The organism is Pseudomonas sp. H3_E07, from assembly GCF_054668895.1.
On the sequence record NZ_CP162795.1, the window covers coordinates 1,236,981 to 1,253,228 of the forward strand.

General features: G+C 61.0%; 15 protein-coding genes. 9 read left to right on the forward strand and 6 right to left on the reverse strand.

Annotation, left to right across the window (positions count from 1 at the left end):
• Positions 1-47: 47 nt before the first annotated feature.
• Together AB4O08_RS05630 and AB4O08_RS05635 are read right to left on the reverse strand one after the other, a co-directional pair.
• Positions 48-1,205: a phospholipase D-like domain-containing protein gene (locus AB4O08_RS05630; protein ID WP_010212290.1), complete on the reverse strand. Its 1,158-nt coding sequence runs from the start codon at positions 1,203-1,205 to the stop codon at positions 48-50.
• A 1-nt stretch (position 1,206) separates the two neighbouring features.
• Positions 1,207-1,797, reverse strand: a complete 591-nt coding sequence (locus AB4O08_RS05635; RefSeq protein ID WP_010212292.1) for a YceI family protein — start codon at positions 1,795-1,797, stop codon at positions 1,207-1,209.
• 288 nt (positions 1,798-2,085) lie between these two features.
• Here AB4O08_RS05635 and AB4O08_RS05640 point away from each other — a divergent pair, with 288 nt between their 5' ends.
• Positions 2,086-2,376, forward strand: coding sequence for a DUF3077 domain-containing protein (locus AB4O08_RS05640; protein WP_187516977.1), 291 nt, complete (start codon positions 2,086-2,088; stop codon positions 2,374-2,376).
• A 183-nt stretch (positions 2,377-2,559) separates the two neighbouring features.
• Here the strand turns inward: AB4O08_RS05640 and AB4O08_RS05645 are convergent, their stop codons facing one another.
• Together AB4O08_RS05645 and AB4O08_RS05650 are read right to left on the reverse strand one after the other, a co-directional pair.
• Positions 2,560-2,874: a hypothetical protein gene (locus tag AB4O08_RS05645; RefSeq protein WP_010212295.1), complete on the reverse strand. Its 315-nt coding sequence runs from the start codon at positions 2,872-2,874 to the stop codon at positions 2,560-2,562.
• Positions 2,871-3,944: a serine hydrolase domain-containing protein gene (locus AB4O08_RS05650; protein WP_183701301.1), complete on the reverse strand. Its 1,074-nt coding sequence runs from the start codon at positions 3,942-3,944 to the stop codon at positions 2,871-2,873. The genes AB4O08_RS05645 and AB4O08_RS05650 overlap by 4 nt, the downstream gene beginning before the upstream one ends.
• A gap of 186 nt (positions 3,945-4,130) precedes the next feature.
• Here AB4O08_RS05650 and olsB point away from each other — a divergent pair, with 186 nt between their 5' ends.
• On the forward strand, positions 4,131-4,886 hold the full coding sequence (gene olsB / locus AB4O08_RS05655; protein ID WP_003172415.1) for an L-ornithine N(alpha)-acyltransferase: 756 nt from the start codon (positions 4,131-4,133) through the stop codon (positions 4,884-4,886).
• A complete protein-coding gene (locus AB4O08_RS05660; protein WP_010212301.1) occupies positions 4,886-5,677 on the forward strand; it encodes a lysophospholipid acyltransferase family protein in 792 nt (263 codons plus the stop codon). The genes olsB and AB4O08_RS05660 overlap by 1 nt, the downstream gene beginning before the upstream one ends.
• Before the next feature lie 106 nt (positions 5,678-5,783).
• Here AB4O08_RS05660 and AB4O08_RS05665 read toward each other — a convergent pair whose 3' ends face one another.
• A complete protein-coding gene (locus AB4O08_RS05665) occupies positions 5,784-6,368 on the reverse strand; it encodes an acyl carrier protein phosphodiesterase (RefSeq protein ID WP_460114750.1) in 585 nt (194 codons plus the stop codon).
• A 154-nt stretch (positions 6,369-6,522) separates the two neighbouring features.
• Between AB4O08_RS05665 and AB4O08_RS05670 the strand changes: the two genes are divergently transcribed.
• From AB4O08_RS05670 to AB4O08_RS05680, 3 genes are read left to right on the forward strand one after another with little or no spacing between them, the layout of a single operon-like run.
• Positions 6,523-6,849 (forward strand): ArsR/SmtB family transcription factor, encoded by a 327-nt coding sequence (locus AB4O08_RS05670; RefSeq protein WP_010212305.1) that lies wholly within the window; start codon positions 6,523-6,525, stop codon positions 6,847-6,849.
• Between the two features lie 13 nt (positions 6,850-6,862).
• Positions 6,863-8,029 carry an MFS transporter gene (locus AB4O08_RS05675; RefSeq protein WP_010212307.1) on the forward strand — a complete coding sequence of 389 codons (1,167 nt, stop codon included), beginning with the start codon at positions 6,863-6,865 and terminating at the stop codon, positions 8,027-8,029.
• 29 nt (positions 8,030-8,058) lie between these two features.
• Positions 8,059-9,114 carry an alkene reductase gene (locus tag AB4O08_RS05680; protein WP_010212309.1) on the forward strand — a complete coding sequence of 352 codons (1,056 nt, stop codon included), beginning with the start codon at positions 8,059-8,061 and terminating at the stop codon, positions 9,112-9,114.
• 256 nt (positions 9,115-9,370) lie between these two features.
• Here AB4O08_RS05680 and AB4O08_RS05685 read toward each other — a convergent pair whose 3' ends face one another.
• Positions 9,371-10,003 carry a TetR family transcriptional regulator gene (locus tag AB4O08_RS05685; RefSeq protein ID WP_010212311.1) on the reverse strand — a complete coding sequence of 211 codons (633 nt, stop codon included), beginning with the start codon at positions 10,001-10,003 and terminating at the stop codon, positions 9,371-9,373.
• 286 nt (positions 10,004-10,289) lie between these two features.
• Here AB4O08_RS05685 and AB4O08_RS05690 point away from each other — a divergent pair, with 286 nt between their 5' ends.
• The 3 genes from AB4O08_RS05690 to adeC are packed head-to-tail and all read left to right on the forward strand — an operon-like array spanning position 10,290 to position 16,063.
• Positions 10,290-11,444 (forward strand): efflux RND transporter periplasmic adaptor subunit, encoded by a 1,155-nt coding sequence (locus tag AB4O08_RS05690; protein ID WP_010212312.1) that lies wholly within the window; start codon positions 10,290-10,292, stop codon positions 11,442-11,444.
• A gap of 3 nt (positions 11,445-11,447) precedes the next feature.
• On the forward strand, positions 11,448-14,609 hold the full coding sequence (locus AB4O08_RS05695; RefSeq protein WP_010212313.1) for an efflux RND transporter permease subunit: 3,162 nt from the start codon (positions 11,448-11,450) through the stop codon (positions 14,607-14,609).
• A complete protein-coding gene (adeC, locus tag AB4O08_RS05700) occupies positions 14,606-16,063 on the forward strand; it encodes an AdeC/AdeK/OprM family multidrug efflux complex outer membrane factor (protein ID WP_010212314.1) in 1,458 nt (485 codons plus the stop codon). Before AB4O08_RS05695 ends, adeC begins: the two co-directional genes overlap by 4 nt.
• The last annotated feature ends 185 nt before the right edge of the window (positions 16,064-16,248 follow it).

The following is a 16,248-nucleotide window of genomic DNA, read 5'->3' on the forward strand; positions in this document are numbered from 1 at the left end:
GCCTTCGCGAGCAAGCCCGCTCCCACATTTCGATCGAGTTGACCTGATTAGCCGCGTCGGTCGAGCAAGTTGACCACCAACCGATCAATCCAGCCCCACACCCGCTGCTTCACCCGCCGCCACAACGGCCGCGACTTCCACGCCTCCAGGCTGACCGCCTGGCTCTGGGCAAAATCCCGTTCGAAACTGCCCGCCACGGCCTCGGTCAATGCCGGGTCCAGCGCTTCCAGGTTGGCTTCCAGGTTGAAGCGCAAATTCCAGTGATCAAAGTTGCACGAGCCGATGCTTACCCAATCGTCCACCAGCACCATTTTCAAGTGCAGGAAGCACGGCTGGTATTCAAAGATCTGCACGCCCGAACGCAGCAAGCGCGGGTAATAACGGTGGCCGGCGTAACGCACGGACGGGTGATCGGTGCGCGGGCCGGTGAGCAACAAACGCACGTCGACGCCGCGCCCGGCGGCACGGCGCAAGGCACGGCGCACGCTCCAGGTCGGCAGGAAGTACGGTGTGGCCAGCCAGATACGCTGCTGGCTGCTGTTCAAGGCGCGGATCAGCGATTGCAGGATATCGCGGTGCTGGCGGGCATCGGCATAGGCCACCCGACCCAGGCCGGGGCCCGTCGCCGGCACCTTGGGCAACCGCGGCAAACCGAAATGGGTGGCGGGTTTCCACTCCCGACGAGCTGCATTGGCATGCCATTGGCGATCGAACAGCGCCTGCCAGTCCAAAACCAGCGGCCCGCTGATCTGCACCATGACTTCATGCCAGTCGGCGCTGTCGTTGCCTGGCGTCCAGAATTCATCGGTCACCCCGGTGCCGCCGACAAAGGCCATGTCCTGGTCGATCAACAGCAGTTTGCGATGATCGCGGTACAGGTTGCGCATCCAGCGGCGCCAATTCAGGCGGTTGTAGAAACGCAGCTCCACACCCGCGTCCGTCAAGCGTTTGCGCAACCCGAGGGTAAACGCCAGGCTGCCGTAATCATCGAAGAGGCAGCGCACCCGCACGCCGCGCTCAGCGGCGAGGACCAGTGCCTGCACCATCGCTTCGGCGCAGGCACCGGCTTCCACCAGGTACAACTCCAGCTCGACCTGCCGCTCGGCGCGGGCAATGCCCACCAGCATCTGCGGAAAAAAATTCGGCCCATCGATCAGCAATTCGAAACGGTTGGCGCTGCGCCATGGGAACACCGCGCCGCTCATGTCAGCGCGCCGTGAAAATCAGCACCGCACCCACCGGCACCGACAGACTGATCGACTTGAGCCCCGCCGCCTTGCGCAACGCTGCCACGCCCGGCGCCAGGTCGAAGTCCTCGGCATGCACCACCAGCGGTTCCAGGGTCACCACCTGGAAACGCCGGTCATCCAGGCGCGTCGCCAGCAGCTCGGCGCTGTAGGTCTGGGTTTTGCCGTGCAGGGTCACGGACAACGGCAGGCGCAATTCCAATTGCGCACCAGGGGCCAAATCGTTGATCGGTTGCAGGTTGATCTGCGCGTTGATCAGCGCGTCTGGAAACGTCTTGATCTCGAACAACTGATTGCGCATGCGCTCGTCGCGCAGCGGAACGCCGCTGTTGACCGACTCCAGCTCCACCTCCAGTTGCGCCGCGCCCTTGCTGTCGACTTTGCCGTGCAACACCAAGAAGCGCTGCACTTCGGCGATTTCGGTGTTCTTGGTGGTGACGAACGACAGGCGCGAGGACTCGTTATCCAGATACCAGTCGGCATGGGCAGGCACAGCGGCGGCGGCCAAGAGGGCGAAGGCCAGGGGTTTGATCACAGAAGCGTTGAACATTGAAAACTCGCGGGGCGAAAAACCTGAACGAACCTTAACCGTCCATTGGAGCGGAAGCAAAGTCTGTGATGAGCGGGCGTGGAATCCCGGGAAAGAACGCTACAGCGTCGTCAAACAATTAGTCGGCGCTTTTTTGTGCCTGCTGTTTGTGCTTTATGGCGACTGTACGTGGGAGGCCTTGTGCCTGCCGAGTTGCTTCTTCTCGGATTCCAACCTGCGTACAGCTGCCACCCCCACGCTTGGAATCGTGACTGGCAGCTCTTTTTGGTTGTACCAAAGGAGCAAGCTATGCCGTACGAAATACCCTCAGCCGAAACTATCGGCGCCGCGACCTTTGCAGATTGCGGAGAAAACAAAAGCCATTTGAAAGTGTTCCGTGTCAACGCAGGGGTTCCGCTGCTGGAAGCCCTTGAAGACGCCTCGCACGTGCTTTATTACGCAAAAATGCTCTCGCTTGAGGCCGCCATGGACCCCAAGGCGGAGAAGTTCGCTTTCGCCTCGCACTATTTGGGTGAAATGGGCAAAGCGATCATTGATGATCTGCTGTTGGCTATGCAACCTGGCAGCCCAGCCACGTAGTAAGTCGTTCGCGCCCGATGCAGTGCATCGGGCGCCTACCAGTGCTTCTCTCATTTCCAATGATTAGTGCAAATCCCCTGTGGGAGCTGGCTTGCCTGCGATAGCGGCAGGTCAGTCAACATCACTATCGCCTGTGCCGCCATCATCGCAGGCAAGCCAGCTCCCACATGGGGTCGCGGTGTGTCAGGGGTTCAAGCGGCAGCCCTGCCGATCCCCCAACCACCGTGCACTGTGCGTACGCCCCAAACCGCTGGCCGTGACTTCACTGCGCTCGGGGTTATCGGTAAAGGCACTGGTGGGCACGTACTGCTTCACATACCCCCGGCAATACTCCGCCGGGTTGTTCGCCACATACCGACACGAGCAATACTCCTTGGCCGTATACGCCGCGATGATGTCGGGGAAAGCTTGCAGGTTGACGCGCTCGTGCCAGATCCACCCCAGCAGGGCGAGCAACAGCAGCAGAAACAGGCTGGTAAACGGACGACGACGGATCATGGCTGCACCGCCGCAAGCACGCGTTTAAGCAGTTCGTTGTGGCGATAGCTGCCATCGCGATCATCGCCGTAGCGTACGATTACCAGATGTTCTTCAGGCATCACAAACAGCGCCTGACCCCAATGGCCGAGGGCCGCAAAGGTGTCGGCGGGCGCGTCTGGCCAGGGCCGTGGCGCACCTTGGTTAAGCCACCAGTGACCGCCGGGAACGGCTTCGTCCTGGCCGGCTTTGTAGTTATCGAACGGCTGACGGTTGAAGGCAACCCAGTCTCTGGGCAGCAACTGGTGTTCCCCCCAACGGCCGTCCCGTGCCATCAACAGGCCGACACGCGCCAGGTCGCGAGCCGTGAGGTAGGCGTAAGAGGAAGCGACGAAGGTTTCATCGGCGTCGGTTTCCCAGGTGGCGTTGCGGATCCCCAATGGCTTGAACAACGCATCCCACGGGTAACTCATATACGCCTTATGCCCGAGCATGCCTTTCAGGGTGGCGGACAGGATATTGGTGTCACCGCTGGAGTACCGGAACACCTGGCCCGGTGCAGTGGCGGCCTCGGTATCGGCGGCAAAGTCAGCCATGTCGCCGCGGCCACGGGTGTAAAGCATCGCCACCACCGAAGATTTCAGTGGCGCGTATTCATAGTCTTCCTGCCAGTCGAGGCCCGAGGCCCAGTGCAGCAAGTCGGCCATGGTCACAGTCGGGTGCTGCTTCATTGGCGGGTAAAAACGCGCGGCGGGGTCGGTCAATTTGAAGCGGTTTTCGCCGTAGGCCACGCCCAGCACGGTCGCCATCAGGCTTTTGCTGACGGACCAGGTGAGGTGCGGGGTGCTGGCGGTGGTGGGCGTGGCGTAGCGTTCGTAGATGACCTGGCCGTCGCGGATCACCAACAATGCGTCAGTGCGGATGCCTTGGCGGGTGGCGTCGTCTCGCGCCGGAAAAGCGTAAGCATCCAGAGCATCAACTGCGGGACCCGAGAGCGGTGTGCCCTTGGCCCATTCCTTATCGGGCCAGGTTTCGGCGTAAGCGGCAACGGTGACGAACAACAGGGCAACGCACAACAGGCCTCTGACCATGGACGCAAACTCAAGGGGGCATTCAAGCCCGCGAGCCTAGCCGAGGGTGATGACAGATTTGCGACATGGAGGGCTGTCATCCAAGCGTCACCATAACTTCATGGAGATGACACCGGGCCTCCATAGCCTGACTTTGGACAACAAAGTCGACCGGCCGAAATCGTGGCCGGCACTCGGAGACTCGCCATGACTCAGATCGCCCGCATCAGCGACACCGGCAATGAACGCCGTCTGCAAGCCGAACGCCTGGTTGGCGCGCAGGCGTTGCAGGAAGCCCAGGCCCTGCGGTTCAACGTGTTCAGCGGCGAATTCAACGCCAAGCTGAAAGGCGCGGAACTGGGCCTGGACATGGATGACTATGATGTTCACTGCAGCCACATCGGCGTGCGGGACTTGAACAGCGGTCGACTGGTGGCCACCACTCGCTTGCTGGACCACCAGGCTGCCAGCACCTTGGGTCGGTTCTACAGCGAAGAAGAATTCAGCCTGCATGGCTTGCTCCACCTGCAAGGCCCGATCCTGGAAATCGGCCGCACTTGCGTCGATCCGGCCTACCGCAACGGTGGCACCATTGCCGTGTTGTGGGGCGAGTTGGCCGAAGTGCTCAACCAGGGTGGCTACAGCTACTTGATGGGCTGCGCGAGCATCCCGATGCACGACGGCGGCATCCAGGCTCACGCGATCATGCAGCGCCTGCGCGAACGCTACCTGTGCAATGAACACCTGCGCGCCGAACCGAAAAAACCCCTGCCGGCGCTGGACCTGCCGTCCAACGTGATCGCCGAAATGCCGCCACTGCTCAAGGCTTACATGCGCCTGGGGGCGAAGATCTGCGGCGAGCCGTGCTGGGATGAAGATTTCCAGGTGGCCGACGTGTTTATCCTGCTCAAGCGCGATGAGCTATGCCCGCGCTATGCACGCCACTTCAAGGCGGCCATGTGATGAGCCGCCTGCGCGTGTACGGGCGCATTGCCCGCGTACTGCTAGTGGTGGCACTGGGCTTGAGCATGGCCAGTGTATTCGGCGTGTTCGAACGGTTGGGCGTGGCCAACTCGATGGTGCGCCGCCAGCGCTGGTCGCGGTTCTTCATGGCGCGGCTGACCAACGCCCTGCCCTTTCGCGTGACGGTGCACGGTGAGTTGCCGCAAACGCCGATGCTGTGGGTGAGCAATCACGTGTCCTGGACCGACATTCCCCTGCTGGGCATGGTGACGCCGATGTCGTTCCTGTCCAAGGCCGAAGTGCGTACCTGGCCGGTGGCAGGCTGGCTGGCGGCCAAAGCCGGCAGCTTGTTTATCCGCCGGGGTTCGGGCGATAGCCAGTTGATCCGCAAGCAGATGACCCGTCACCTGGAGCAACAACACCCGCTGCTGATGTTCCCCGAAGGCACCACCACCGACGGGCGCAGCCTGCGCACTTTCCACGGGCGTTTGCTGGCCAGTGCGATCGATGCGGATGTATGCCTGCAACCGGTGGCGATCCGTTATCTGCGTGAGGGGCAAGTGGACCCGCTGGCGCCTTTTATTGGCGATGATGATTTGTTGTCGCACCTGATGCGCTTATTTGCCAACGACCAGGGCGATGTGGAAATCCATGTGCTCAAGCCAATTGCCTGTGCCGGGCAGGAACGCGCGGCGCTGGCGTATCAGGCGCAGCAGGCGGTGCAAAAGGCGTTGTTTGGGCCCTTGCCCGAGGCAGAACAGATCGCGGCTCGACCGGCATTCGCGGCATAAAGCGGGCATGGTCAACGTGTGGGAGCTGACTTGCCTGCGATAGCGGTGGGTCAGCAACACATGTATCAACTGGCAGACTGCAATCGCAGGCAAGCCAGCTCCCACCTTAAATCGATGGCGTCAGTCGGGAGTGTGCAAAGGCCTGCAGCTCGGGATAGAGCAACCGGAAGTCTTCACTCAGCGGCTCATACAACTCGCGCAATTCCTGCATGGCATGCCCCAGTTCCTCGGGCTGTGTCAGGCGCCGGGCGATCCCGCGCAACACCTGCTCCATCACCGCAAACTCGCGGTAGGAGCCCAGCCAGTCATCCGCCGCCATATACGGTGCAATCTGCGCCAGCCGCCCCGGCAACTGCGGCTCGGCCGCCAGCACGCGGTAAACCTGCGACGTGAAATGCTCAAGGGGCTGGTCGGCATACAAGGTCCAGTCCCGCGCCAGGCAGTGATCGAAAAACACATCGAGGACGATCCCGGCATAGCGCCTACGGGTAAGGCTGAAGCGCGACAGCGCCTCCCCCACCAGCGGGTGGCTGTCGGTGAAGCGGTCGATGGAACGATGCAGCTGGATCGCCGCTTCGATTTGCGGGCTGAACTGGCCCTGCAGGCGGCCTTTGACGAAGTCGCCATACAGGCTGCCCAGCAGTTGCGCAGGAAGTTGGCCGCCCAGGTGCAGATGTGCGAGATAATTCATGGCGCGCAGTCTATCACTGCCCTCAACGTATCGTTATAACCCGATATACCGATTAAGCCTAGGCTCAGACCAAAATCATATTGGTCTATCGGGATAGACCGATATAAAGTTCGCCTCATCGCGATATAACGCTGTACAAAACCGAGCATCTGCCATGTCCATCGACCTCGACGAAATAATAAAAGCCCTGGCACACCCAGTACGACGAGACATCCTCACCTGGCTGAAAGACCCCAAAGTGCAATTCCCCGAACAATTGCACAACCACGAATACGGTATCTGCGCCGGGCAGATCGACCAACGCTGCGGCTTGTCCCAGTCGACCGTGTCAGCCCACCTGGCCACCCTCCAACGCGCCGGGTTGATCAGCAGCCAGAAGGCCGGCCAGTGGCACTTTTTCAAACGCAACGAGGACACCATCCAGGCGTTCCTCGCGGCGCTCACCACCGAACTCAGCGCGGACGACAACGCCGCGTTGTAACAAGGAAACGATAATGCCCCTCTCGCTACTCATACTGGCCCTCAGTGCCTTCGCCATCGGCACCACCGAGTTCGTCATCATGGGCTTGCTGCCCGATGTGGCAGCGGACCTGGGTGTGTCAATTCCCGGCGCCGGCTGGCTGGTGACCGGCTACGCCCTGGGCGTGGCCATCGGCGCGCCCTTCATGGCGCTGGCCACCGCCAAGCTGCCTCGCAAGGCGGCCCTGGTAGCGTTGATGGGTATCTTCATTATCGGCAACCTGCTCTGCGCCCTGGCCAGTGATTACAACGTGCTGATGTTTGCCCGTGTCGTCACCGCGCTGTGCCACGGTGCGTTCTTTGGTATTGGTTCGGTGGTCGCCGCCAACCTGGTGCCCGCCAACAAGCGAGCTTCGGCCGTGGCCCTGATGTTCACCGGCCTGACCCTGGCCAACGTGCTCGGCGTACCGCTGGGTACCGCACTCGGCCAGGAAGCCGGCTGGCGCTCGACCTTCTGGGCAGTGACGGTGATTGGTGTGGTGGCGTTGATCGGCCTGATCCGCTTCCTGCCCGCCAAGCGTGATGAAGAGAAACTCGACATGCGCGCCGAACTGGCCGCCCTCAAGGGCGCCGGCATCTGGCTGTCGCTGAGCATGACCGCGCTGTTTGCCGCGTCCATGTTCACCCTCTTCACCTACGTAGCGCCGCTGCTCGGCGATGTCACCGGCGTGTCGCCCAAGGGCGTGACCTGGACCCTGCTGCTGATCGGCCTGGGTCTCACCGTGGGCAACATCATCGGCGGCAAATTGGCGGACAAACGCCTGGCGGCCACCTTGATCGGCGTGTTCATCAGCATGGCGGTGGTCTCCACGGCTCTGACCTGGACCAGCGTCGCCGTGATCCCGACCGAAATCACCCTGTTCCTGTGGGCCACCGCGTCGTTCGCCGCCGTGCCTGCGTTGCAGATCAACGTGGTGACCTTCGGCAAGGCCGCACCGAACCTGGTGTCCACCTTGAACATCGGCGCTTTCAACATCGGCAATGCCCTCGGCGCCTGGGTGGGCGGCAGTGTGATTGCCCACGGTTTCGGCCTGACCCGCGTGCCCTTGGCCGCAGCGGTCCTGGCGATTCTCGCGCTGTTGGTGACCCTGATTACTTTCCGCCAGACCGGCGATGCCGACCTGGCCCCTGCGACCCACTGATCCACTTCAAAGACAAAGGTGCTTTCCCCATGACGACTATTTTCGATCCGATCAAACTGGGCGACCTGGAACTGTCGAACCGCATCATCATGGCGCCGCTGACCCGCTGCCGTGCCGACGCCGGTCGCGTGCCCAACGCGCTGATGGCCGAGTACTACGTGCAACGCGCCTCCGCCGGGCTGATCCTCAGCGAAGCCACGTCCGTGACGCCGTTGGGCGTAGGCTACCCGGACACGCCGGGCATCTGGTCCAACGATCAGGTGCGCGGCTGGGCCAACGTCACCAAGGCGGTTCATGGCGCGGGCGGCAAGATCTTCCTGCAACTGTGGCACGTGGGCCGTATTTCCCATGAGTCGTACCTGAACGGCGAAACCCCGGTGGCCCCGAGCGCAATCCAGCCTAAAGGCCACGTCAGCCTGGTGCGCCCATTGGCCGACTACCCGACCCCCCGCGCCTTGGAAACCGCTGAAATCGCCGACATCGTCGACGCCTACCGCACCGGTGCCGAGAACGCCAAGGCCGCCGGTTTCGACGGCGTGGAAATCCACGGCGCCAACGGATACCTGCTCGACCAGTTCCTGCAGAGCAGCACCAATAAGCGCACTGACCAGTACGGCGGCTCCCTGGAAAACCGCGCTCGCCTGTTGCTGGAAGTCACCGATGCAGCCATCGAAGTCTGGGGCGCTGGCCGTGTGGGTGTGCACCTGGCACCGCGGGCCGACGCCCACGACATGGGCGACGACAACCTGGCGGAAACCTTCACCTACGTCGCCAGCGAACTGGGCAAGCGTGGCATTGCGTTCATCTGCTCCCGTGAGAAAGAAGCCGGCGACAGCCTCGGCCCACAACTCAAGAAAGCCTTCGGCGGCGTGTACATCGCCAACGAACGCTTCACCAAGGACAGCGCCAACACCTGGCTGGCTTCGGGCAAAGCGGATGCGGTGGCCTTCGGTGTGCCGTTTATTGCCAACCCGGACTTGCCAGCACGCTTGAAGGCAGATGCGCCGCTGAACGAAGCGCATCCGGAAACCTTCTATGGCAAAGGCCCAGTCGGCTACATCGACTACCCGACCCTGGCGCTGTGAGGTAAAAAGCTGAAATGAAAAAGCCCCGGTTCGCAGGAACCGGGGCTTTTTTACGCCTATCTTGTCGAGTACGCGGGACCTGAGAGCAATACTCCTTCACAACCGTGCAACAAAATCGCTACAAAATACTTAGGCGGCTACCTATCAACCGCTGGACAGCCCGTATATAAAGTCACCCCACTAATCAGGCGGAAGGACGATTGACTGTCCTTGGGCTTTACTGTTGACACAACCTGATGCAATTACGCATTTTGTCTTAATTGCGCAGACTGGGGCTCCAACGCAGCATGTCCAGCCCCGCATCCACCCAGCGTTCGGCTTCCTGATGTAACTGGAAGCTGTCGGGAACCAGCAGCCACTGGCCGATCAGCCCGTTGATGTAGGCATGGATGCACACCGCGCCACGGGTGGTATCAAGATTTTCCGGAAGTTGCCCGCGGTGGACCGCGTTACGCAAGGTCAGGCCGATGCGCAGGTTGCATTCGAGGCTATGGGTCTGACGTTGGCGACGCATGTCGCACATTTCATCGGTGAATTCGCACTTATGAAACAAGATCTCGTTGATGCGCCGGGTTTTCGGGTCCAGGGCCACTTGATGAAACAAATGAATCAACAGTTTGCGCATGCAGCCCAGCGGGTCGAGTTCGTCCTCGCTTTCACTGGCCCTGGCCAACTCGTCCAGCGGCTCATGCAGCGTGTCGAGCAGCGCCTGCAGCAAATCGGATTTATTACTGAAATGCCAGTAGATGGCACCCCGCGTCACGCCGGCCAGCGCGGCGATGTCCGCCAGCGTGGTCCGCGCGACGCCGCGTTCATAGAACGCTTGCTCGGCGGCTTGAAGAATCTGGCTGCGCGTTTCCTGAGCTTCCTCTTTGGTGCGACGAACCATGGCAGTACAACCTCAATCAGGACACTTGGGACTATCGTTAACGCAGAATTAACCGCCAGTACCGATAATCCGAATATTTGTGGGACGACACCGTCATGGGTGCCGAACGTAATGGAATCGAGGCTTTGGGCGTTGCTTTGTCAACACTCCGCGCAGCCTGTCAAGAGTTTACAAACAACCATGAACGTAAGTATATTGCGTAGCAAGCTACTTATCTACTCAGTGTTTGTTTTTTACCCTTCCACCCTTCTTGTGCGCATCCTGCGCGCCTGACCCGAGGATCTTCATGCAACTTAAGCCAGCTGTTACCGCTCTGGTCACTGCCGTCGCCCTGGCATCGCTGCTCAGCGGATGTAAAAAGGAAGAAGCGGCTCCGCCCGCTCAAATCCCTCAGGTCGGCGTGGTCACTATCCAACCGCAAGCCTTTACGCTCACCTCCGAATTGCCGGGTCGCACCACCGCGTACCGCATTGCGGAAGTGCGACCGCAGGTCAACGGCATCATTCTCAAGCGCCTGTTCAAGGAAGGCGGCGACGTGAAGGAAGGGCAACAGCTCTACCAGATCGACCCTTCGGTGTATGAAGCCACCCTGAAAAGTGCACAAGCGAGCCTGACCCAGAGCAAGTCGATCAGCGACCGCTACAAGCAGCTGGTCGATGAGCAAGCCGTCAGCCGTCAGGAGTACGACACTGCCGTCGCCAACCGCATGACGTCGGAAGCCAACGTGCAAACCGCCCAGATCAACGTGCGTTACACCAAAGTGTTCGCGCCGATCTCCGGGCGTATTGGTCGTTCTTCGGTGACCGAAGGCGCACTGGTCAGCAACGGCCAGGCCGATGCCATGGCCGTGATCCAGCAACTGGACCCGATCTACGTCGACGTCACACAGTCTTCGGCAGAAATGCTGAAACTGCGCCGCGACCTGGCCAGCGGCCAACTGGAAAAAGCCGGCGACAACGCCGCCAAAGTCAAGCTGACCCTGGAAGACGGCAGCGCCTATGGCGTGGATGGCAAGCTGGAATTCTCCGAAGTGTCGGTCGACCAGACCACCGGTTCCGTGACCCTGCGCGCCGTGTTCCCGAACCCTGACCACACCTTGCTGCCGGGCATGTTCGTCCACGCCCAGTTGCAAGCCGGTGTGAACAGCAAGGCCATCCTGGCCCCGCAGCAAGGCGTAACCCGTGACCTGAAGGGCACTCCAACAGCGCTGGTCGTCAACGCCGACAACAAGGTCGAGCAGCGCGAACTGGTGGCCAACCGTACTTACGGCGCCTACTGGCTGGTGGAAAAGGGCTTGAACGCCGGCGACCGTGTGATCACAGAAGGCTTGCAGTACGTCAAGCCGGGCGCCGAGGTCAAGGTCAAGGCGGCCGACAACGCCAAACCTGCTGACGCCGGCAGTGCTGCTGCTCCTGCTGCCGCTGCTGGCAAAGGGGAGTAATCCATGTCGAAATTTTTTATCGACCGCCCCATTTTCGCCTGGGTTATTGCCCTGGTGATCATGCTGGTCGGGGCACTGTCGATCCTGAAGTTGCCCATCAACCAATACCCGGCCATCGCGCCGACCGCCATCGACATCCAGGTGACCTACCCAGGCGCGTCCGCACAAACCGTGCAGGACACCGTGGTGCAGGTCATCGAGCAACAGCTCAACGGTATCGACAACCTGCGTTATGTTTCCTCGGACAGTAACTCCGACGGCAGCATGACCATCACCGTAACGTTCAACCAGGGTACCAACCCGGACATCGCCCAGGTTCAGGTGCAGAACAAACTGAACCTGGCGACTCCACTGCTGCCGCAAGAAGTGCAGCAGCAGGGTATCCGCGTGACCAAGTCGGTGAAGAACTTCCTGATGGTGATCGGTCTGGTGTCGGAAGACGGCAGCATGACCAAGGACGACCTGTCCAACTACATCGTGTCGAACATCCAGGACCCGATTTCCCGGACCGCAGGTGTCGGTGACTTCCAGGTGTTTGGTTCGCAGTACGCCATGCGCATCTGGCTTGACCCAAGCAAGCTGAACAATTACCAGCTCACGCCAGTGGATGTCAGCACCGCGATCTCCGCACAGAACGTGCAGGTGGCTACCGGCCAACTGGGTGGCCTGCCTGCCCTGCCCGGCACTCAGTTGAACGCGACCATCATTGGCAAGACGCGCCTGCAGACGGCGGAGCAGTTCGGCAACATCCTCATGAAAGTCAATACAGACGGCTCCCAGGTACGCCTGAAGGATGTCGCGCGTATTGAGCTGGGTGGCCAGAACTACAGCATCGCTGCACAGTTCAACGGCAAGCCGGCTTCCGGTATGGCGATCAAGCTGGCTTCGGGCGCCAACGCCCTGGACACCGGCAAAGCAATCCGTGCCACCGTAGCGCAGCTCGAACCGTTCTTCCCGCCAGGCATGAAGGCGGTGGTGCCGTATGACACCACCCCGGTCGTGACCGAATCGATCTCCGGTGTAGTCCATACCCTGGTTGAAGCGATCGTGTTGGTGTTCCTGGTGATGTTCCTGTTCCTGCAGAACTTCCGTGCCACCATCATCACCACCATGACCGTACCGGTGGTGCTGTTGGGTACCTTCGGGATCCTGGCGGCGTTCGGTTTCACCATCAACACCTTGACCATGTTCGGCATGATCCTGGCCATCGGCTTGCTGGTGGATGACGCCATCGTCGTGGTGGAAAACGTCGAGCGGGTGATGGCCGAGGAACACCTGTCGCCCAAAGAAGCGACGGTCAAGTCCATGGGCCAGATCCAGGGTGCCCTGGTGGGTATTGCCCTGGTACTGTCGGCGGTACTGTTGCCGATGGCATTCTTCGGTGGTTCCACCGGTGTGATCTACAAACAGTTCTCCATCACCATCGTTTCGGCCATGGCGTTGTCGGTACTGGTTGCGCTGATCTTCACCCCGGCCTTGTGCGCCACCATGCTCAAGCCGATTGACCCGGAAAAACACGGCCAACCCAAGCGTGGTTTCTTCGGCTGGTTCAACCGCACCTTCGACCGTGGCGTACTGAGCTACGAGCGCGGCGTGGGTAACATGATCAAGCACAAGATCCCGGCGTTCCTGGTGTACGCACTGGTTATCGCCGGCATGATCTGGCTGTTCATGCGCATCCCTGCGGCGTTCCTGCCCGATGAAGACCAGGGCGTGATCTTTGCCCAGGTACAGACGCCGGTCGGTTCTACGGCTGAACGGACGCAAAAAGTCATCGACGATATGCGCATCTTCCTGCTCAACGACAAGGAAGGCGAGCCGGGCGAAGGCAAAGGCGTGAAATCGGTATTTACCGTAAACGGCTTCAACTTCGCCGGTCGTGGCCAAAGCTCGGGCCTGGCCTTTGTGATGCTCAAGCCGTGGGACGAACGTGACGCCTCCACCTCGGTGTTCGAGATCGCCAAGCGCGCCCAGGGCTACTTCATGCAGACTTTCAAGGACGCCATGGTATTTGCCATCGTGCCGCCGTCTGTACTGGAACTGGGTAACGCCACGGGCTTCGACGTGTTCCTGCAAGACCAGGGCGGTGTCGGCCACGATAAATTGATGGCGGCGCGTAACCAGTTCCTCGGTATGGCAGCACAAAGCAAGATTCTGGCAGGTGTGCGCCCCAACGGCGTGAACGATGAGCCGCAGTACGAGCTCACCGTCGACGACGAGAAGGCCAGTGCCCAAGGCATCACCCTGTCGAGCATCAACCAGACCCTGGCGATTGCCCTGGGTGGCAGCTACGTCAACGACTTCATCGACCGCGGTCGGGTGAAGAAGGTGTACGTACAAGGTGAAGCCGCCAGCCGCATGTCGCCTGAAGACCTGAACAAATGGTACGTGCGCAGCGACTCCGGGAAGATGGTGCCGTTGTCCGCCATCGCGTCGGGCAAGTGGATCTTCGGTTCGCCGAAACTCTCGCGCTACAACGGTGTAGCGGCGATGGAAATCCTCGGTACTCCGGCACCGGGTTACAGTACCGGTGACGCCATGGCCGAAGTCGAGCGTATTGCCAAGCAACTGCCGGCAGGTATTGGCTATGCGTGGACCGGTCTGTCGTACGAAGAACGTCTGTCCGGCTCCCAGGCACCTGCGCTGTACGCCCTGTCGCTGCTGGTAGTGTTCCTCTGCCTCGCGGCCCTGTACGAAAGCTGGTCGATCCCGATCGCGGTGATCCTGGTAGTGCCCCTGGGGGTTGTGGGTGCGTTGATAGCGACCAGCATGCGCGGGTTGTCCAACGACGTGTTCTTCCAGGTGGGCCTGTTGGTGACGGTGGGCTTGGCGGCGAAAAACGCCATCCTGATCGTGGAGTTTGCCAAAGAGCTCCACGAACAAGGCAAAGGCATCGTCGAGGCGGCCATCGAGGCGTCACGCATGCGTCTGCGGCCGATCATCATGACCTCCATGGCGTTCATCCTCGGCGTATTGCCGCTGGCGATCTCCTCGGGCGCAGGTTCGGGTAGCCAGCACGCCATCGGTACCGGTGTCATCGGCGGTATGATCACGGCCACTGTATTGGCGATCTTCTGGGTGCCGTTGTTCTTCGCAACCGTATCCGCTGCTGGCGAGCGTAAAAAGACTGACACAACTGAAACCCCTAAAGAGGCTGGCCAATGAGCAAGTCGCTACTTTCCCTAGCCGTCACGGCATTCGTGCTCAGTGGCTGCTCGCTGATACCTGACTATCAGCGCCCCGAAGCGCCGGTGGCCGCACAGTTCCCGCAGGGGCCGGCGTATTCGTCGGCCCAGGCGCCGAGCCAGGCCGCTGCCGAGCAGGGCTGGAAGCAGTTTTTCCATGACCCTGCCCTGCAACAGCTGATCCAGACCGCGCTGGTGAATAACCGTGACCTGCGTGTCGCGGCCCTGAACATCGACGCGTATGCCGCGCAATACCAGATCCAGCGCGCTGACCTGTTCCCGGCCGTTTCGGCCACGGGCAGCGGCAGCCGTTCGCGCACTCCGGCCCGCCTGTCGCAGACTGGCGAGTCGACCATCAGCAGCCAATACTCGGCCGGTCTCGGGATCAGTTCTTATGAGCTGGACCTGTTCGGTCGCGTGCGCAGCCTGAGTGAAGAAGCCCTGCAAAAGTACTTCGCCACTGAAGAAGCGCGGCGCAGCACCCAGATCAGCCTGGTGGCCAGCGTGGCCAATGCCTACCTGACCTGGCAGGCCGACAAGGAACTGCTCAAGCTCACCCAGGACACCCTGGATGCCTACGAGCAGAGCTTCAAGCTCACCTCGCGCAGCAACGAAGTCGGCGTGGCCTCGGCCCTCGACCTGAGCCAGTCGCGGACCTCGGTGGAAAACGCCCGGGTTGCCCTGGCACGCTATACCCGCCAGGTGGCCCAGGACGAAAACAGCCTGACCCTGCTGCTGGGCACCGGCCTGCCGGCGAATATCACCAGCAAGCCGCTGTCGGATGACCTGCTCAGCGAAGTGCCGGCTGGCTTGCCATCGGACCTGCTGCAACGTCGTCCCGACATTGTGCAAGCCGAGTACAACCTCAAGGCGGCCAACGCCAACATCGGCGCGGCGCGTGCCGCGTTCTTCCCGAGCATCACCCTGACCGCCAGCGCCGGCACCGCAAGCCCGAACCTGGGCGGTTTGTTCAAGGGCGGTTCGGGCACCTGGTCGTTCGCCCCGCAGATCAACATCCCGATCTTCAACGCCGGCAGCCTGCGCGCCAGCCTGGACTATTCGAAGATCCAGAAAGAGATCAATGTGGCGAACTACGAGAAGGCGATCCAGACCGGCTTCCAGGAAGTGTCCGACGGCCTCGCCGCACGTGAAACCTACAAGCAGCAACTGGATGCCCAACGCGGATTCGTCGCAGCCAACCAGGATTACTACCGCCTGGCCGAGCGTCGCTACCGCATTGGTGTCGACAGCAACCTAACGTTCCTCGATGCCCAACGCCAACTGTTCAGTGCCCAGCAATCGCTGATCACCGACCGCCTGGCGCAGCTGACCAGCGAGGTCAACCTGTACAAGGCCCTCGGCGGCGGCTGGAACGAGCAGACCGCGAAGAACGAGCCGTTGAAAGAAGAAGCACCGGCGCTGAAGTTGTTCTGATGGTGTTGTAAAAAGTCGCACCGCTGCAAAAAAAACCGCTTCCCTCACCGGAAGCGGTTTTTTTATGCCTCACTTTTGCCCTGATAACTTGCGTTCGATCATCGCCCACAACCCGCCCTTCCCCACTTTCCTCGCCCCCGCACCGCCCCGCACCATGGCCGCCACCTGCATAAACCCAATAACAA